Genomic DNA, 19,616 nt, shown 5'->3' with positions numbered 1-19,616 from the left:
GATACTTAGTTATCTTTTTGTTACAGAACGCTAGGAAATAAAAAAGCCCTTTCCGCAAAAGTTGACCGCTTGGGCAGGAAAGAGCCTAATTGCTTAATTAAATTAAACTTTTCAAATTTATGAAAAAATCCTATACCAGCATAGGGAGCATAGCTTTTGTCTTTATGCTGACGATAGCAGGCGTCTCTTTTCAGGCACAGGTACAGAGCAGTTCTGATACTATTCCTCGAAAAATTCCTCCTGAATCTTCCGTACTAAGGAAAAAGACAGACACTTTATCTCCTTCAAATAAGCCATCTTCAGAAAAAGTAAGTAGCATTGAAGAAGTAGTGCTTAATGCAGGGTATTATAAAGTCAAAGATAAGGAGCGTACTGGAAGCATAGCAAAAGTATCGGCAAAGGATATCGAAAACCAGCCTGTAGCTAATGTGCTTTCCGCTGTACAGGGCAGAATCTCCGGTGTCAATATTACCCAGAATTCCGGTGTTCCCGGTGGAGGTGTTGATATCCAGATCCGGGGGAAAAACAGCCTTAGAAGAGAGGGTAATGACCCGATGTATATTGTTGACGGCGTAGTGATCAGTTCCGAGAACCCATCCCGGTATTCCAGCAGCATTATGCCTTACTCTTCCATCAGCCCATTAAACAGTATTAACCCTAATGATATTGAAAACATCGAAATACTGAAAGATGCCGATGCTACTGCTATTTACGGTTCCCGAGGAGCGAATGGTGTGGTCCTTATCACCACCAAAAAAGGAAAGAAAGGAAAGACACAGCTTAGCGTTAATACCAGCTATGCTTTAAGCCGGGCTGCTTCCAAAATGAAGATGATGAATACGGAAGAATATATTCGCATGCGTAAACAGGCCTATGCTAACGACGGGATTACCACTTATCCAGCCACCGCCTATGATATCAATGAAACCTGGAATCAGTCACGGTATACTGACTGGCAAAAGGTACTCATTGGAAACACCGCTGAAACGATAAGCACGCAGGTTTCTGTCAGTGGCGGAAATGAAGGGACTTCTTTTTTAGTAAGTGGCAGCCACAATGAGCAGACCACGGTATTCCCAGCATCGTTCCGGTACAAAACCAACAATATTACTTCCAGCATTTCCCATCAATCCAAAGATCGGAAATTTACCGCTAACCTTTCCAACCTGATTTCCTTTCAGACCAATAATATGCTCAATCAGGAGATTACCAACAAATCATTATTTCTAAGCCCGAATGCCCCGGCATTATATACATCTGGCGGCAATATCAACTGGGAAAACAATACGTTTGACAACCCTACTGCCCCGTTTGTAAGCACGTATTCCAATGATAGCAAGCAGTTCACTTCCAATATCAATATGAGCTATGAAGTATACAAAGGAATATCGGTTAAGCTCAATGGTGGGATTAATTACCGGGCTTTTGAAGAATATTCGTTGCTACCCCATACCATGTACAATCCTTCTTACGGATTAACCAGTGCTACTTCTTCAGCCTTAAGAAACAGGCGCCAATATTTCTCATATATTATTGAGCCACAACTTGGCTGGAAGCATACCTTTGGAGACCATCAGGTTGATGTGCTTGCCGGGGGAACCTTCCAGCAGGATTCCGGTTACCAGTCCCAGAACCAGGGATATGGGTTTGAAAGCAATGCCCTGATCCACAATATCGGAGCCGCAAAAACCAAAATTATTACCGAAGCAGGGAATGAGTACAGGTATGCTGCCTTATTCGGGCGTATCAATTATCAATATAAACACAGGTATATTCTCAATATCACCGGAAGAAGGGATGGATCAAGCAGATTCGGTCCGCAAAAACGATTTGCCAATTTCGGAGCTGTAGGGGCGGCATGGCTCTTCTCTAACGAACACTTCCTTAAGGAAGCTAAATGGCTGAGCTTCGGAAAACTCAGGGGCAGTATCGGTACTACAGGAAGTGATAAGATTGGCGATTACCAATATTTAGACACTTATACCGTTTCCGGGACAGATTATGGCGGGATTACCGCACTGAATCCTTCTCGGTTATATAACCCGTTTTTCAGCTGGGAGAAAACGGTAAAGCTTGAAGCTGCTGTAGAATTAGGCTTCCTGAAAGACCGCATCAACCTTTCGGCAGCATGGTACAGGAACCGTTCTTCCAATCAGCTTGTAGGGGTTCCCTTGCCTGGAACGACAGGTTTCAGCTCTATCCAGGCCAATCTTCCGGCAACGGTTGAAAACAAGGGGTTTGAATTTGACCTTAGTGCTTTTCCAGTAAGAACTTCTCATTTCAAATGGAATACCAGCTTTAACATCAGCATTCCGACCAGCAAGCTTGTTTCTTTTCCGGGGTTGCAAGGTTCAACGTATGCTAATCAATATGTCATAGGATATCCTGTCTCTATTGTCAAAGTATATCAGTATGAAGGGATAGACCCGGGAACGGGGCTTTACCGCTTTAAAGATTTTAACGGTGACGGGAAAATCACTTCGCCGGATGATAACCAGGTGGCCGAAAGAATAGGGGTCCGGTATTTTGGAGGGTTACAGAACCAGCTCCAGTATAAAAACTGGACATTCTCTTTTTTATTACAGTTTGTTAAGCAAAGGAACTGGAATTACCACAACTATATGCCAACTCCGGGAACGATGAATAACCAGTCTGTAGAGCTGCTCAATGTATGGTCTCAGGCGAATCCGAACGGGAGCTATATGCCCTATACTTCAGGGGCTGACACCCAGAAAACCGCTTTGCAAACCTTCTTTAAGAACAGTACGGCAGCTATAAGTGATGCTTCATTCATCCGGTTGAAAAATATTCAGTTAAGCTATAGGCTTAGACCTGAAAACGGGATTGTAAAAGATGCCATGATTTATTTTCAGGGTCAAAACCTGTTGACGTTGACTAAGTATTTCGGGCTCGATCCCGAATTTGTCCTTACAGGTTTCTTACCCCCACTCAAAACCTATTCTTTTGGAATCCAGCTTAACTTTTAAAAACTAAGAAAATGGAAAAATATAATATCAATCTCAGGACTACACCTATAATTGAATCAAAAATAAATGGTAGAGATATACTCCCAATGGCTTTTGCAGCAGTAAAAATACCATTCTTTTTTATCTTCCTTTTGCTTATGGCAGTTTCGTGTGACAAGCTGGTGGAAGTTGATGACCCGGATAACCAGATTGGGACAGAGCAAGTATTTGAAGACCTGCAAAGTGCCAATGCTGCTCTGTCAGGTTTATATTCAGGACTTTTGAATTCATCTGTTATTTCAGGTGGAAGCGATGGCATGGGGGCTGTGCTGGGAACCTATACGGATGATCTGGACTGCTATTATGTTAATAACAATAGCGGAGCACTGGAACTCTACCAGAACCAACAGATTCCTACCAACCCGATGATCGAAAAAACATGGAATACAGCGTACCAGCAAATTTACGCTGCCAATTCCATTATCATGGGTGTAAATGGCTCTGTATCTCTAGTGACGGAAGATAAAAACAGGATCAAAGGGGAAGCGCTTTTAGTGAGAAGCCTTATCTACTTTTATTTACAGCAGGTTTATCAGGAAATTCCATATACGGAAACAACCGACTATCAAATCAACAGCCATTTATCGAAGCTTTCCAGAGAGGCATTATTACAAAAATTAGAGACTGACCTGAGTCTTACCATCAGCTTACTTTCGGATACCTACCGAAATGCCGAGAGAATTTATCCCAATAAAAAGGTGGCGGAGCTGCTACTGGTCAAAGTATATATTCTTCAGCATAAATGGGCTCAGGCAGAACAATTAGCCGTAAATATCATCCAAAATCCCCTTTACCAGCTAGAGCAGGACATCACCAAAGTTTTTAAGAAAGGAGGGAAGCATATTCTCTGGCAGCTAAAACCGTTAAACTCCGGGGATTCTACCAAAGAGGCTTCCCTGTATTACTTCTCAGGGGCCGCCCCCAATGCCTATGCCATTAGCACAAATCTTGTTAGTATTTTCGCTCCTGCTGATCTGAGAAAACAGACATGGATCACTCCTGTGACCGTTTCCCAGAATACCTGGTACCGCGCAGCTAAATATAAAAACCTTTCAGGAAACACAGATGAGTATTCTATTATTTTCAGGCTTGAAGAAGCATACCTTATTATGGCAGAAGCTTTAGCGCAGCAAAACAGGGTAACGGAAGCGCTGCCTTATCTCAATGCCACCAGGCAAAGAGCCGGCATTCCGCCGCTAACGGGAAGCTGGACAAAGGAAGCTTTTCTTCAGGAACTGTTGTTAGAAATCAGAAGGGAATTTTTTGCAGAAATGGGACAAAGGTTCATGGCCTTAAAACGGTTTGACCGTCTTGGGGATTTGGCTACTATAAAGCCTAACTGGAAAAGCTACCATACAGCATGGCCGCTGCCTCAAAAGGAACTATTGCTGAACTTAAACCTTAATCCACAAAATCCGGGATACTGATGAAAACCGCCTATCGTTTGCTTATGATCCTTATGACGCTGCTTTTACTATATGTGCTGAGGTGGCCGCCTGTACCTTTGCCTTTACTCTCAGCACAGGAGCTCAAAGTAAAAGACATCAATCATCTGCAAAAGTTAACCTCAGAATCCTATGAAATTCAGCTAGTCAAAATGTCAGCGGACGGAAAATGGGTGGCAGTAAAAAAAGTGATAGACAGCGGGGAAGACACGCTTATGATCTTAAGAACAGATGTCCCCGAATCCATTGCCCTTAAAAGAACCCATATTTCTGATTTACAGTTTCTCGTCAATAACAGAGTATTGCTGTTGGATAAAGATGGAAAGGCGGAATACCTGAGCTTAAGAGAACAAAAGAAAGGAAAAGTGCATGAGAAAGATAGCGAAAGTAATATTTTTGTCAATGGTACAGTTTTTACTCAAATAAAAAAAATAGAATCTCTTAAAAACGGAAGAGAATTTTTGTTATGGTCTGATATCTCACAAAAGAATTCCCTGTCATGGTTTTCAGCAGAAGGAAGCCTGTTACGGGTCTTGGAAGATGTTACAGCTTATGTAATGGAAGATAATTCCGATCTCTATGTAGTACAGGAGACAATAAATGAGAATAAAAAAGATAAATGGTATAGTATTTTCAGATTATCCGGTTCTGTGAAACAGTTGCTGTACCAAACCAGCAGGCCCATTGAAGGTATCAGTGTTATTTCAGATACAGAAAGTCTGATCAGCTTAGAAAAAGACCCCGCCACCGGGTATATGAAAATAGTATATACAAATGTGCAGGATAATAAAAGTTATCCATTAGATGAAGACCTGTTGTTTCATCACGCTACGGTAAAAAGCTTTGGGCAGGGAAAACAATTTTTCATAAGCACCATCAGCAATAAGACTGAAACGAAGAAATCTTCACCTGATATCTGGTACAGTGATGATACAAACCTTGAAGGTAAGTTTTTACTGCAATTCCAAGAAAAGCAGTATTTCTGGGAACCTGAAACAGGGCGGCTTGAAAACCTGAATGACAGCAGTGGATTTCAAAAAATCATTCCCCTACATAACGAGCGGTATTTCCTGGCTTTTAATCCCCGGGAGCTTAAAGATTATACTCGAAAAACATCTCCTCTGCTGATTTCTGTATACGACCGGATGAACAATACTTCCGTAAAGGTAGATACCGTGTGTACTGAACTATACGTCTCTGCAAAGGGAGAATATCTTCTCTACCCCCAAAATAACCAATGGAAATTATATAGGATTTCTGATGGAAAAACAACCCTTATCTCAAAAAATGGAGTAGAGCAGCCTTACTTTACCCTTGATGGTAAAGGAATTGTTTTTGGTGGGAATGATGCTCTCTGGTACTATGATATCCGGAAAGAAGGCTTTAAAACCTTAACCGGAACAACTAAAGGATACATATATCGTATTATGGAAAGTAAAAGGGAATCACTCTTATCCAATTACAATTTTTACCGCTCTGTGATTGATGATAACCGCCCGTTCATGGTAGAATACCGGAATGAAATGAATAATCAGTTCGGGTATCAGAGATTGTATGGGAATAAAAGCTATACCGCCATTCCTACTACTAATGGCAGAATGAGTTCTCTCTTGTATAATCCCCCTTGTATCACCTTTGCTTATTTGCAGGAGAACTACAATATGCCCCCTCAGATTGTTGTTGCTAAAAATGGAAAAAATGATGTGATCTATCAAAGCAATACGCAAGATACTAAGATTTCAAAAGCAAGGATAGACATTATTGACTATACCGGACCGGAAAGTATTCCCCTGAAGGGGCTGCTTTACTATCCAATAGATTACCGTCCTTCGCTGATCTATCCGATGGTGGTACATATTTATGAGAGTCAGCACCACCTAAGCTCACAATACTGGCGGCCAACTTATAAAAACAGCTTGGGTTTTAATGTGAGGCTATTACAGGAAAAGGGATATTTTGTCTTTTTACCGGATATTGCTTACGGTAAGGAAGGCCCAGGAATTTCTGCACTACAATCCGTGGAAGCATCTATAAAAGCGGTACTAAAAAATAAGGCTATTGATGCCTCAAACGTAGGGCTTATAGGGCAGTCATTTGGCGGGTACCAGACCAATTTTATTGCTACCCGTTCAGAGCTGTTCAAAACTTATATTTCCGGAGCAGCTAATACCGACATCGTACATGTTTATCATACTTTTAATGAAAGCTACCATATGCCGGAATTTTGGAGGTATGAATCCGGGCAGTACAGAATGGGAAAATCCTTTTCACAGGATAAGGAGCTTTATTTTAGGAATAATCCTCTGTATAATACCGATCGGGTAAGTTCGCCCATGCTTTTATGGTGCGGTATGCAGGATAAGAATGTGAACTGGGAAGAAACCAGGACATTTTACAATGCTTTAAAAAGAAATAAAAAAAAGGTCGTGGCAATATTTTATCCCGATGATGGGCATGGTATGTGGCAAGAGACTTCAAAGATTGACCTTACCTACAAGATACTGGATTGGTTTGATTTTTACCTGAGAGATCATAAGAGGGCAATATGGGTTAATAATAAATAAAGAAGGGTGCTTTTGACACCCTTCAGATTTTTAGTTAAGTCGGTACAATGGCGCTCCACAAGCAGTGTCATTGATCTTTTCTTTCAGTACTTCGGAGTTCCATGTACATTCTGCACCTTCGATGGTGCTGCACTGGGCAACTTCGATACATTTTACTTCTGATGCAGATGGGTCAAACCTGTGACCAGGTACCATTGTTGAATCTGCGGTTTTAGATACGGTGGATGCAAATGCACCTCCTGCGCCTGTTAAGAAAACTACAACAGGCAAAATAAACTTTTTCATATAAAAAGATTTTGATGTTATGCCTACTCTTTTTACAGGTTTTCGGCTTTCCCTGTGCTGAAATGCCGGATAAGGGACGGATATAACCGATACCTGACAATTTCATTTCCGATAAGAATATAGAAATACTTATCGGTAACCAGCATATGGGACATTTTATCCTTCCCGCGGTTGAAGATATAAAAACTTCCCACATATTCCTGCCGGTCGGTACGGTACACATCTATAATAGCTGCTTGTTTCCAGGCTTTTCGGGATTCATGTTTTCCCATTAGATTAGATTCATTAAACAAGAGCTTGCGATATGCAACCATATCTTTATTCACTGTTAAGGGCGGTGCACTCATTTTGTGCTGTCCGTCTTTCAGTTGTGTTACCTGTATTTGTGCCTGGGTAACTGTATCAATCGTATGAAGCTTTCTCAGTACATTCAGTTCATGATCCATTTCTATGAACTTGTTGCGGTAGAAATAAATGTACAAAAGTTTTCCACTTGCATGATCACGAATCATTTTACCATCGGAATCAAAAACCCCATCCTTTTGCCTTTCCAATAAACCGGGATACAGTTTCACTTTTGGGTCTTGCTGAAGGTCCAGAATACCCAATACACGGTTTTGTGTTTCGCTACTTTGTGTCCTGATGGCGAAGCGTGCAGAATCCAAAGGAATGATCTGGTTGAAGTACGCATCCTTATAGCTAATCGTTTTAGCATTTTGTTTTCCGAGCTCACCTCTGTAAATTACAGGGACATTGCCATCATAAATATAGTAGTAAGGCTTCTGTACCTGTATCTGTATTGACCGAAACGGATGGTTTTTGTGGTCTATAACCAAAGTAGATGATGCCTTAGAGGTAAGGGCTGTATCAATCACAGTTAAGATCAGAGGGGTTGTATAGTTACCCAAATATATTTTGTTATCAGCAGTTCCGGCAAAATAGAAAGAATTCGCTCCCAAGTCCATTTTTTTATCCTCTTCCATTGGATACTGAAGAAAACGTCGGGTAAAATTATTCTCTGTCTTCATGATATGTTCCGAGCTAATGAACAAAAAAATCACCAATCCGCAGCTTATAACTCCAATGGTTACGGAGAGAATAAGATAACGTTGCCGATTCGTACCTCTTTGCCTTTCCAAAATGATAATAGCTCCCAAGGCAAGCGCAATGCAAGCTACATTAAAGATCATATGTTCCGTCCATCCCAGCTTTTCCAGGATTCCCCCGCATGAACAGGGTACAAAATCACTAAAATTCAGTATCAGGTAAATATATAAGGTAAAGCTCACCATCAGTCCGAATGATGCATAGAGCCCTAGTAACCGTGTACTGTTAATGCATAATAATGCTGCTATGATGAGCTCAACAATAATAACAGCATAAGAGATGAATCCGGCATATGCACTTAATAGTGGTGACTGCGCTAACTGTACCTGAAAAGCCTCAAAATCTAATAGCTTACTTAACGCAGCATATACGAAAAGCAATACAAAAAAATAGGCTACAATACCAGGGAAATGATAAGAGAACTTTTTCTTCATGTTAATTTTATGGTGATTAGTTAGTGGTGTAAAGTTCTGTAAATTATATAATTATACTATTGTATAATTTGTCCAAAACATAGTAAAAAATGACTAAAACATAGTAAAAAATGGCACTTGTCGAAAAATTGTCAGTTTGATCCATTTAATATTCTTGGAATTATGTATAATGGGAAATTGTATTTTCTTTTAAATAACTGGTGCATTGCGATGTAGCTGGAAAAATTATTTTTATGAGCAATTTCCTTTAGTGATAGATTGGTCAGCATAATATCATCAAGTACATCCAGCATTTTCATTTTCATATAAAAATTGTAGAAGGTGGTTCCCAGGCAGATTTTGCAATCCTTCCTAAACTGCCGATAGCTTATGTTATACCGGGGATATAAGTTATGAATGCTTTGTTTTTCATTATATTCCTCTGCATAAAATATATTCAAAAGGTAATTGCACTTTGCATGGGAAGTATAACTTATATGGTTCACAGGCATTGACATTTCATGCAATAAGCTGTATACTATTGATTCATCCTGCTTATATAGGCTAATTCCCGAAAATAAATAGACTTCTGTATTTGTTGTGAAATGAATATGGATTGGAAATATTTGCTTTTTATCAGAGGAATCGCCAACCAAATGCGGCAAAACAAGATTTTGGATTGCTGTAAGGTAATCCGGATCAATAGTCCCATCAGCTTCAGCTCCGTTGACAGTATGCTTTATTAGATAATGTTCTTTATAGTAGTGATTTTCTTTAGGTAATATTTGTAATGATTTCAGTAACGAAATATATGTTTTTATTAGAACCCTGCTATCATCCAAAAGCTGTTCAAAAAGAGCTGCATCAAAAATAGAAGTATGAACCGGAAGCAATGAAAATTTAGCCATTGCTTCTTTTAGTTTTTGATCAATGATGGCAAGCTGATAGATGTGCATTTTATTAGGTATACATTAATATTAGGTTAAAAGAACTGAATTCAAAATGTAACAATACGAGCTGTTGCGAATTCGTTTACATCAAGAAAAAAATAAAAGTAACCCGAATAGCATTTTCAGGTTACTTCATGTTGGCTAAAATGATTGATTAGAGTGTGTAAGTTCCATTTTGAAAAATTAATTTCTTATCGTTATATTATTGTTTTACTTTCCACCTGATACCATCTTTGGGCGGTGGTTCAGTATCCCCATCAACAGGTGATGTTTCTTGTTCCGATTCTTTTAGAATTACGATACTATCCATTTTCTTACTGTGTGAAGTATTTTCTGTTTTGTTTTTTGTTTCCAGATAAAATGGTTCATCTGTGATATCTTCTCCTCTACATGACTGAGCGGATATAATCAACAGAATAACCGTTAAAGATGAGATTAACTCTTTCATTACATTTTGATATTAAAAGTTATCTCCGGCCGGATTGAAATATTTATTAGAATTCTGTTTTCGAAATTATAAGGTCTTCTTCGATAGAAAAAGAATTTATGGGCGCCTTTCGGGAAATACGACGTGCTAATTCGGGAAAAATAACATCAATAAACAGATATATGTTGTTAAAATACAAATAATTAAGGTTAAAACGTTTCAAATCAATTTCCATAAAAAAGAAATGATATATTTTATGTAATTTTGACAATCTTTCACCCACCTCACATCAACATTAATGGACAAAAAAGTTTACATTGTTATCTTATTTTTTTGTTTTGCAGTTGTTTTTTGTCAAAAAAGTGACTTCAATGAATATGCGCAACTTCGTAAGAAGTATGAAAACTATCCGGATAGTGACATAAGGGCACTGCCTCATATTAATTTATATATTGCAAAAGCTAAACAGGAAAAGAATTATCAGAGGTTATTCCAGGGCTATAAAGATGCAGTAATGTATTCCGTTACAAAAGAACAGAAGCTGGTATATTCAGACAGTGCTGTTTTTGCCGCTAAAACTTCAGGGAATAATGATCTGATAAGTGTCGCCCATCTAGGTAAAGGTGTTGTTTATTATTATAATTATAAGAAGTTTAAAAAGGCATTGGATGAATATATGGTTGCTTATGAATATTCTAAGCATTCTAAGGATGAATATTTTAAACATAAAATATTGTACCATATAGGTGTTGTGAAAAGCTACTTAGGTTATTATGAGAATGCTTTAACTCTATTTGAAAAATGCCGAATTTTTTTTAAATCTAAACTCGGGGCAGAATTGCACCCCAATGAAATATATAATAGTACCAAAGGCTATTATAATACTCTTCATCAAATGGCTATCTGCCACAGGAATTTAAAACATTATAAAATATCAGATTCTTTGACCGAAATGGGATTGAGGCATACTTCTATTGATAATGATTTATTACTGGAACACAGTTATTTCCTGAAGTGTAAAGGAATTGCAAGTTATCGAAAGAAAGATTATGCGCAAGCTCTAAAAGAGCTTGGTCTATCACTTCCTGAAATCAGAAAAAATTCAGATATTAGCTGGGAGCCCATCATTTATTTTTATATGGGAAAATCCTTTTTAGCCCAGGGTAAGACTAAGGAAGCAATTGATAATTTTCGTAAGGTAGATTCAATTTTCCAAAATTACCATTTTATTTTACCTGAGCTCCGGGAAAATTATGAATTATTAATCAAACATTATCAACAACAAAATAAAGAAAAGCAACAGCTCTATTATATGAGCCAGTTATTAAAAATAGATGAAATCCTTGGTGAAGATTATGTTTATCTCATAGATAAAATTCATATAGAATTTGATACCCGTACTTTACAGGAGGCAAAAATGAAACTTGAAAAAGCAAATTCCAAAGGAATCCTTATCAATAGTGGACTAATGGTCCTCGCCTCCAGCCTTGTTATTGCCTTAAGTATTCGTTATAAGCGAGAAAAGAAAATCCGTCGGCAGTACCTAGCATTGGAAAATAAACTCATGACAATAAAAAAAGAGACTTCAAAACCAGTTATTAATGTAAGGATCGAAGATGGTAAAAAATACGAGATCGCTAAAGATAAAATAGAAGAACTTTTACACAAGCTTCAAGTATTTGAAGATAAAAAGAGATTCATTCAAAAAGGGCTTACTATTTACAAATTAGCTCAGCAGTTTAATACCAATGATAAATATCTTTCTTATGTTATTAATGAATACAAAGGAAAAAACTTCACTAAATATTTAAGTGAACTGAGAATTGAATATATAACGGAGCTCCTTTTTGAGGATAAAAAATATCTCGATTATAAAATAGTAAGTCTTTCTGAAGAATGTGGAATTGCTTCCAGGCAAAACTTTTCAAACCTTTTTTATGAAATTAACGGGATACGTGCCACTGATTTTATAAGAAAGAGAAAAGCAGAGTTACAGGCTAACCTAAAATCTCAAACTATAAAATCTGCCTGAAGATATATTTGTATTCAATATCTTGTCAATTCCAAAGAATGCTTTTACTGCACAATCTAAAATCTTGCTAGCTAAATCATAAGTTCCGAGTGATTTAAATCCTTTTGTAAAAAGGCAGGATACTCTTTTGCGGTCATTTTTCATAAAAATGGACGTCCAAAAGGACATCTTGCACCTCCAAAAAAACATACACTACGAAATTACAAGTATGCATTAATTTGTACAATTATACAATTGCTTTTTTTATTTAAATCATACCATCGTATAATAGTTCAATAGTGTAACTATATAAATGTGTTATTATTGAACTATATCAGTATAAATTTCAATATTGCTATAACTATAGATTTATATATTTATTGCAAAATATTATTACTTAATTAAATGTTTGTATAAATACTGTATTACATAAATATGGAATTATTTAAATCTATACATAAGTAAAAGTACAAATGTTGAATTATATTATAATTCGACAGGCAGAAAGTTCACTTTATTATTGCTTACGAAAGAGACAATAAATTCAAAAAATAATGAAATGGAATAACTTGATGAATCTGATTTCTCATTAATATAATAGGTGTGCATCAGACTATAATACAATTCAGAAAATTCGATCGGAAGCAAAAAATTAATACTTTCCAATACTCTTTCTTCCTTGACCTGGGTTATCTTGGTTCCCCGTTTTTTATAGAACACCAGATACTGCTCATCTGGAAAAGATATATTTCCATATCTATCCTTAAAATCCTGCTCAATATTCAAAAGAGCAAGTGCCAAGTAATGGCGGAAAGAGAATAATGATAAGAGCCCATTATCTTTATAATAGGTAAAGCTATATACTTTAAAATTATCAATTAAGATTTTATCCGTTTTAATTAACAGGTTTTTAGTTTTCTTGACTGCTTTTTTTGCGCACATCACTACTTATTTTAATTAGCCAACTTGCCCAAAGGGCAACAAAATATTATTCACAAAAGTAGAGTAAAAACATGAATGCAAAGTTGCATTTCAATGTTTTTAGATCAATAAATAATAGAAAGGTCTATATTGCTTTTTTTCAGTTTCTGTACTATCTCTATGGCTTTCTGTCTCTGAAATACATAATAAGCCAGTTCTTTGGCAGGGCTGAATAATGGAAATATATGGTTGTATAATTTTATGTATTTGCTGTAGTACAGCCCGTCCTCTGAGGTAAATAAATAAATTTTTCTGTGAGCTGCCGATTTCACCCACTTTTCCAGCTGATCTTTAGCATTTTGGGCTTCCTTTTTTAGTTTGATGGTAAATATTTCTTTACCCTCAAACGAATTATCCTTAAAAATTAAATTGAAATTACTGACAAAACAGCTCAGTACAATATTATCTTCAGTTACAATGAGAGGATTATTGATATCTCCAAGAAGATTTACATGAATATCATTGTATTTGAAAAATTGTTCTAGATAATAGTTCCGTCTTATGATATCAGTAATCATATTGTCTTTTTTACTTTCTTCCATGCCTATATAATATTAATTTAGTGAATAAAAACAAAAATACTATTTTTTACCTATCAAAACAATTAAAAATATTATAACAACTAATAAAAAAATTCTTTATCTTTATCATCCAAATCTGCAATAACTATATGATTATGAAAAGGATTATTAAATTTGTGGTTTATGGTGCTATCGCATTTTATATATTTTTGTTTTCTTTCATAGGAACAATATCAGACAATAATGACGCAAGAAAGATTTCTCTTGCCCTACTTATTATCGTCGTTGGCTGGAATATTTTCAAAGCTCCTTTAAAGAGTTTTGTAAGGAAGATATTGAATTAAAAAACAATTTTGGACGATAATACAGAGGCTGCCGAAAGGCAGCCTCGATTTTATACTGTTTGGGAATCAAAATTGTTCTAAAAATTTCTTTGCTTTTTTGGATTCGACAAATGCTTTTTTGATATTCTCAATTCTGTTTTCTGAATTATTTACAGACCAGCTTTTTAAATAGCGCACAGAATTAATAAATTCCGAAGTGATTCCAAATTGTAAGCAGATTAGCATACTTCCCATTTCGGCGATCAGCTCTTCAAAGGAATAACTTGTAACATCATAATGCCCTTTCAAATTTCTGTTCAGTCGGCTTTCGTGACCTGTCCAGTGAATGATTTCATGAAATAAAGTGGCATAATATCCGTCTTCTGAGATAAAGAATTTCTTTTCAGGAATAGCAATATAATCCTGTATAGGCGAATAGCAGGCTACGTTTAGCCTTGCGTGGGTAAGTTGCAGATTTCCGGATGTAATTATTTTTGTGATGAAATTCTCACAATTTATTTGCTCCTGGAAATCCAATTCGTGATTTTCATCTTCAGGATCAATATTGATGTCAATCTTTTCCAAATTTTCGATAAATTCTGAATTGAAAACCGTATAGTTCCGTATGCAGATAATTTTGGTGAGGTTTTCTCTTTCAACCGAAGACATTGTTGAAAACTGTTCAGCTGTGAAAATTTCTCCTGTCTCCTTATGTTTAAAAACATGGCTGAAGAATTCAATGACAGTTCCTTTCGCTCCTTTTTTCAACTTTCCGCCAGCTTTAGATATAGAGCTGAATGTCGCATAGCAGGATGTTTTAAATTTGTTAACAAGCGTATCTATATATAATGCGAAGGTATTGAAACCCTGATATTCTTTTTTGGTAAAGAGATTTTTAGGATGCTGAAACGGGACATTAGCATACTGTTCCCAATCGTTGGCATTTACATTATCAAGATTTTCAAGGATCTTGGAAATAAATTTGTCTTCTTTAGAGGTAGAGAACTGTGTTTTTGAATTTGTTTTTTTAGTTAAAGCTTTCATAATGTTTGATTTTAAATTGTTCTGACTGTTTCTTGTTGTTTTCTTTTGCTTTATGGCTACAGGAAACTGTATTCAGACAAAACCGAAATGGAAGCAATGGAATGAAGGCTCTGAAATCTTTTTGTTCACAGAATTCAGGAGTGTCTGAGAAAATTGTTGGAACTTGTGAAAAGAATTTTTTTAGATACCCAAAAAGATTTTTTTGTACTGAAGTGCAGATTTCTAATTTTGCGAACAGAAAACAGGAAACAGCCAGAATAAAAAGCAATCAGATAGATTCCAATTGCTTTAAAAAAAGAAAATCATAATCTGATAAGCAGTAACCGTTGAAGATTTTTTGACTTCCTGAAATTGATATACCTTTTAAATTCAGGAGTTTTGGAAAATTCCTGTAAGGCTTTAATAATTTCTACATCTTTTTCAGCAATGCAGGAGATTTTAATACATGTTGTGCCGATATCTCCGAAACAGTTTTTAGCCCCAAATAGTAGTGAATAGTATGTTTCTCTGGAAATCGGGCGTTGATAATGGGGAAGATTCGTCCTGCCTTCCTGATCTTCATTCATAAACCTAAGATCTTCGTCGAACATTTCCTGTGTAAAGAAAACGCCGTAATCGACTTCATTATAGTTTTCATAGTTGAGTTTATATTTTTCCTTTAGAAATTCGTTGACCTCTTTAGCCTGATCCTGTTTTTTCAGATAAATAATAGTGTAAGTTCCCATGATAATGTGATTATTTGTTTGTAATTCTGTAATTCCACCATCCGTAAAATTCTCTGTCATCTATACTTTCGCAGAGTTCCCCGGCAGTATAGCCGTCTTTTGTGATAAAATGAAAAATGCTTTCCTTTGTCTGTTTTTCCAGTATTTCTCTTTCTTCAATAGATAGGTTACCCAAGTCTTCATGATAGACGAACCAAAATTCTATTTCTATTTTCCATTCAAATGTTGCTTTATTCATATTGTTGTTATTTAGGATTAAAAAAAATACGATTGCCTATACATCGTGAGGTATTTTGAGACTAATGTTCGCTTGGGAGCAGTAAGACGTTCGTTTCTTTCCAAATGGTTAATTCATCAAAGAAGAAATCGGAAAATGCAATATCTTGTGAAATGAGGACATTATTGTTCCCGTCAGTTGCGGTAAGTTTGAATTTGGTATCTTGAATTCTTTTGATTTTCCACACCTGGAACTCTTCCTGTTTAAATTTTTCTTCAAATTGGTAAGAGGCAATGCAGTCTAAGAACCAATGGCATTGTTCTTCATCTGCAATGGTTTTGACACCATCAGTTAATAACAAGCCTAAAAGGTAAGAGTAGTAGGATTCTGTACCTATAAAATGATTGTAGTATTCATTGGCTGAAATGTTTGGATTTTTCATAATCTGAAATTTTAAATTGTTAATATTCATTTTTGGTAGACATCGGCTTGTATTTTAGTTGTGGAAATGTTAAAGAACGCTATGCTTTTTTCATCTAGCCGGTGTGCTGTTTTTCTTTGCCCACTGATGATAGAAATCAGGTTTAGCACAAAACCGGAATGAGAACATAGAATGGAGGCTCCGAAATCTTTTTGTCAGGAGGATTTAAGGAGTGTCTGGGAAAATTATCGGAGCAGAGCGAAAAAGAATTTTTCGAGAAACCCAAAAAGATTTTTTTGAGTAGAAGCCTGATTTATACTTTTGCAATATGAAAACAGCTCATGGCCAGAGAAAAAGTGAAGATTGGATTTTTTCATATCCAAAGCAAAGTAGGACAGATGTAGCAGTTTTTGCAGATTGTCGGTTCAGGACGTGAAAAATTATAATTTTACTAGGACTATTATTATATCAGTAGGCGAAATATATACATTGCGCTTATTGTACAGATATAAAATAATCTAATTTAAAGTTTTTTATTAGATATTTGTATGATCTCTTTTTTGTTTTTTACTTTGAGAATAATCTGTCAAAAAAGGGATTGTGTCTATTTTTAGAAGAATCAAGAAGCTGTCTGAATGTCATAACCTCTAAATGTAGATTAAGATTTGCTTCGATTTTAAAAAAAGTGCCAAATGGTGTGAGATTCCAGCCTTTGTTCCTATTATATCTAGCCAGCATATCAGGGATCATATCTAGCACAATATAACCAAATTTTGGAGTGGTTTCTTTTATTAGTACTTGATTTCCTTTGTAGTTTTTCTTGATTGGATTGTACAGAAATTCATCAAAATAGGGTTCAACTAATTCTGAAAATTCCCATCTGTAATTAGTTTTGCTTTTTTGATGTGCAACATCTCCAGGTCTTTTAAATTCGAATATAACCATTGAATTTACTTCGCCGCTATTTTTATCTCCAAAGCTAATAGGATTATTAAACATTGTAGGATTATCGACCATAACCAGGTCTAATTCCTTCCGACTGTTGACTTGTGAATACGAAGTAATGGATTTATCTGATGCGATAAATTTATAGGTAACAAAGCGCTCATCTAGAAGCCAAAGATTATGGTTTTCATATGGCAAATCATTATTTGTAAATCCTAATGGAAATATTAAATTATGAATATCTTCTTCCAATTTATAGCGACCACTTTCGTCAGCATCCAGGAATTTATCAAACAATCTAATAATTGCTTTTCTTCTCATCATGTAATCTGCTAGATTATCTACATCATAAGCAGTTTTTGCTTTAATGTCGTCTATGATCTGCGTGATTGCTTCCTCACTGATATCTTTTGATTGTATAAATTTATCAATGTTCTGCTCAACATTTTTTCTAGCATTATAAGAAACTTTATACAAATATTCTTCTAATTTATCTTCCGATAAATTGGGTGGAATTGAATTTAATACACTTTCACTCTTTAAAAAACTGTTGAATCTTGGTGCTTTTTCTTTTATATATTTCTGAGTATTCTCAATACTTTTTTGCTTCGCATTTTTTACAAACTCTTCATATTCTTTTTCAATAATAATTGAAATCTGTTCTTCAATATCTTGAAATGAAATAGTATGTTGGTCGTTAAATAGTTGATTTTCCTTTTCTTTTGGAATGTTAAATCCATTACGAGTTCTAAATACTTTCTTATTTAAAAATTCCGAAACTAAATAAATATCAAAAAAGAAGTATGAATTTTCAAGCAATATCGGATATGAAAATAATGAATTTACATTCTTAAGATTACGTGCGTTGCTTACAGCTCTATTGTTCGCACAGTAGTATAAATAATTATTTTTTCTATTACCTTCTTTTGGTGTTTTAGTAATATAAAATTTAAAATCTTCGCCCTTCAAAGTGAAGTCTCTCTCCTTCTCTTTCGAAACTTTCTCAAAGAGTTCGTTAATTACTTCGACTTCATTTGTTTCAAAATCTACTACTTCTATTCTAGGTAAGGCATTGTTTAAATAGAAAATAAAGCAATGCTCCATTATTTTTTCGGCTATAGTTTTTAGACTTAAAGCCGAATTTTCAAGTATTGTATCATTATAACAATTACTTATTGTTACAATTGTTTTCCTGAAGTTTTCAGATGATTCACCTTCTTCAATCGGTTGAATTTCATTTTCTGTCGAAAAATTAAAGACTCTTTTAAACCATTTCCCATTTTCAAAATAATTACTATACACATTATAATCCTGAAATGCGGCTAAAACAGTAAACCTGCCGATTCCTTTACAGCCATAATCCTTATTAACTTGTGAAAACGGCGTATTAAAGGATTTATAGTTGTCAATGTTAAAACCTATTCCATTATCTATAACTTTATAGCCCGCAATAGTTCTAACATTGTCGAAGTTTAAAGTTTTGGGTTGTTCACCACGAATGATCTGAACCTGAATTTTCTTTTCTTCCTTTTGATCGTCCAGTTTTTGTAAACTTATTACCGAATTTACGATAGACTCCAACATCGGAAGTAAGATATCATCAATGGTCAGATCTACGGTATCAACAAGATATTTTACAGGAACTTCCATTATTTTGATTAGTTTTTTTATTATAGGAACCATGTAAATATCTTAAATAATATTAATTTAAACAATTTTTATTTTACACAATTTGGTTTAGTAATGCTCAAATAATTTGTAATTCTATTTAAAGGAAAAAAAATACTTCCATATACATTGGAAATTATTTATATTTAAATAAAAAACTTATGCATAACTTAGAAAAAGGTCAAATTTTTTGGGCTAAGGATCATAAAAATCACAAACATCCGATTGTTTTTTTAAAAGCAGAAGATGATGAGAAATTTTTAGCTTGTATATTGAGTACAAAAAATATCAACGGGAATATTCCAATGTCTTCGGATCATTTTTTTGATAAAAAAGACGACGGAAGTAATTATTCTATTAAGTTTAAGACCTCCCATCTTATACCTTCCAGAGTTTTTATAAAAGAATATGCTTGGCTTAAAAGTCTCGATCCTAATGGAAGGCTTACTGAATCAGGTGTTAATTTTATTGAGGATAATATAGGAGATGCAGTACCGGAATTTCTTTCTATTAATATAAAAGCAGAATTAGAATCAAAATAGG

16 protein-coding genes are annotated in these 19,616 nt (G+C 35.4%); 5 read left to right on the top strand and 11 right to left on the bottom strand.

What is annotated here, in order from left to right; translation table 11 throughout:
• The first annotated feature begins 119 nt into the window (after positions 1-119).
• Genes ACKTTZ_RS07045 through ACKTTZ_RS07035 form a run of 3 tightly spaced genes read left to right on the top strand, consistent with a single transcriptional unit; the run spans position 120 to position 7,035 of the window.
• Positions 120-2,987, top strand: coding sequence for a SusC/RagA family TonB-linked outer membrane protein (locus ACKTTZ_RS07045; RefSeq protein WP_407848031.1), 2,868 nt, complete (start codon positions 120-122; stop codon positions 2,985-2,987).
• A gap of 11 nt (positions 2,988-2,998) precedes the next feature.
• On the top strand, positions 2,999-4,453 hold the full coding sequence (locus tag ACKTTZ_RS07040; RefSeq protein WP_407848029.1) for a RagB/SusD family nutrient uptake outer membrane protein: 1,455 nt from the start codon (positions 2,999-3,001) through the stop codon (positions 4,451-4,453).
• Positions 4,453-7,035 (top strand): alpha/beta hydrolase family protein, encoded by a 2,583-nt coding sequence (locus tag ACKTTZ_RS07035; RefSeq protein WP_407848027.1) that lies wholly within the window; start codon positions 4,453-4,455, stop codon positions 7,033-7,035. Before ACKTTZ_RS07040 ends, ACKTTZ_RS07035 begins: the two co-directional genes overlap by 1 nt.
• A gap of 30 nt (positions 7,036-7,065) precedes the next feature.
• Here ACKTTZ_RS07035 and ACKTTZ_RS07030 read toward each other — a convergent pair whose 3' ends face one another.
• The 4 genes from ACKTTZ_RS07030 to ACKTTZ_RS07015 all read right to left on the bottom strand — a co-directional run bounded on the left by ACKTTZ_RS07030 (position 7,066) and on the right by ACKTTZ_RS07015 (position 10,238).
• Positions 7,066-7,320 (bottom strand): DUF6520 family protein, encoded by a 255-nt coding sequence (locus ACKTTZ_RS07030; RefSeq protein ID WP_273637287.1) that lies wholly within the window; start codon positions 7,318-7,320, stop codon positions 7,066-7,068.
• A 32-nt stretch (positions 7,321-7,352) separates the two neighbouring features.
• On the bottom strand, positions 7,353-8,861 hold the full coding sequence (locus ACKTTZ_RS07025) for a DoxX family protein (RefSeq protein WP_407848025.1): 1,509 nt from the start codon (positions 8,859-8,861) through the stop codon (positions 7,353-7,355).
• A gap of 131 nt (positions 8,862-8,992) precedes the next feature.
• Positions 8,993-9,796 carry a hypothetical protein gene (locus ACKTTZ_RS07020; protein ID WP_407848023.1) on the bottom strand — a complete coding sequence of 268 codons (804 nt, stop codon included), beginning with the start codon at positions 9,794-9,796 and terminating at the stop codon, positions 8,993-8,995.
• Between the two features lie 196 nt (positions 9,797-9,992).
• Positions 9,993-10,238, bottom strand: a complete 246-nt coding sequence (locus tag ACKTTZ_RS07015; protein ID WP_407848021.1) for a hypothetical protein — start codon at positions 10,236-10,238, stop codon at positions 9,993-9,995.
• A gap of 277 nt (positions 10,239-10,515) precedes the next feature.
• Here ACKTTZ_RS07015 and ACKTTZ_RS07010 point away from each other — a divergent pair, with 277 nt between their 5' ends.
• Positions 10,516-12,249 carry an AraC family transcriptional regulator gene (locus ACKTTZ_RS07010; RefSeq protein ID WP_407848019.1) on the top strand — a complete coding sequence of 578 codons (1,734 nt, stop codon included), beginning with the start codon at positions 10,516-10,518 and terminating at the stop codon, positions 12,247-12,249.
• Positions 12,250-12,714: 465 nt separating this feature from the next.
• On the opposite strand, the gene ACKTTZ_RS07005 is transcribed toward ACKTTZ_RS07010, so the two are convergent.
• The 7 genes from ACKTTZ_RS07005 to ACKTTZ_RS06975 all read right to left on the bottom strand — a co-directional run bounded on the left by ACKTTZ_RS07005 (position 12,715) and on the right by ACKTTZ_RS06975 (position 19,055).
• On the bottom strand, positions 12,715-13,170 hold the full coding sequence (locus tag ACKTTZ_RS07005; protein ID WP_407848017.1) for a hypothetical protein: 456 nt from the start codon (positions 13,168-13,170) through the stop codon (positions 12,715-12,717).
• Between the two features lie 104 nt (positions 13,171-13,274).
• The gene (locus ACKTTZ_RS07000; RefSeq protein WP_407848015.1) at positions 13,275-13,751 is read right to left on the bottom strand and encodes a hypothetical protein; all 477 of its coding nucleotides are present in this window, start codon (positions 13,749-13,751) and stop codon (positions 13,275-13,277) included.
• 389 nt (positions 13,752-14,140) lie between these two features.
• A complete protein-coding gene (locus tag ACKTTZ_RS06995) occupies positions 14,141-15,097 on the bottom strand; it encodes a zincin-like metallopeptidase domain-containing protein (RefSeq protein ID WP_407848013.1) in 957 nt (318 codons plus the stop codon).
• A gap of 302 nt (positions 15,098-15,399) precedes the next feature.
• The gene (locus ACKTTZ_RS06990; RefSeq protein ID WP_407848011.1) at positions 15,400-15,882 is read right to left on the bottom strand and encodes a hypothetical protein; all 483 of its coding nucleotides are present in this window, start codon (positions 15,880-15,882) and stop codon (positions 15,400-15,402) included.
• Positions 15,833-16,060: a hypothetical protein gene (locus ACKTTZ_RS06985; protein ID WP_407848009.1), complete on the bottom strand. Its 228-nt coding sequence runs from the start codon at positions 16,058-16,060 to the stop codon at positions 15,833-15,835. Before ACKTTZ_RS06985 ends, ACKTTZ_RS06990 begins: the two co-directional genes overlap by 50 nt.
• A 61-nt stretch (positions 16,061-16,121) precedes the next feature.
• Positions 16,122-16,481, bottom strand: coding sequence for a DUF6876 family protein (locus tag ACKTTZ_RS06980; RefSeq protein ID WP_407848007.1), 360 nt, complete (start codon positions 16,479-16,481; stop codon positions 16,122-16,124).
• A 546-nt stretch (positions 16,482-17,027) separates the two neighbouring features.
• The gene (locus tag ACKTTZ_RS06975) at positions 17,028-19,055 is read right to left on the bottom strand and encodes a hypothetical protein (protein ID WP_407848005.1); all 2,028 of its coding nucleotides are present in this window, start codon (positions 19,053-19,055) and stop codon (positions 17,028-17,030) included.
• A 179-nt stretch (positions 19,056-19,234) separates the two neighbouring features.
• Between ACKTTZ_RS06975 and ACKTTZ_RS06970 the strand changes: the two genes are divergently transcribed.
• Positions 19,235-19,615, top strand: a complete 381-nt coding sequence (locus tag ACKTTZ_RS06970; RefSeq protein ID WP_407848003.1) for a hypothetical protein — start codon at positions 19,235-19,237, stop codon at positions 19,613-19,615.
• Position 19,616 lies beyond the last annotated feature (1 nt).

The organism is Chryseobacterium sp. KCF3-3 (genome assembly GCF_045865955.1).
GTDB lineage: Bacteria > Bacteroidota > Bacteroidia > Flavobacteriales > Weeksellaceae > Chryseobacterium.
This window is presented reverse-complemented; position numbering and strand designations above follow the sequence as displayed.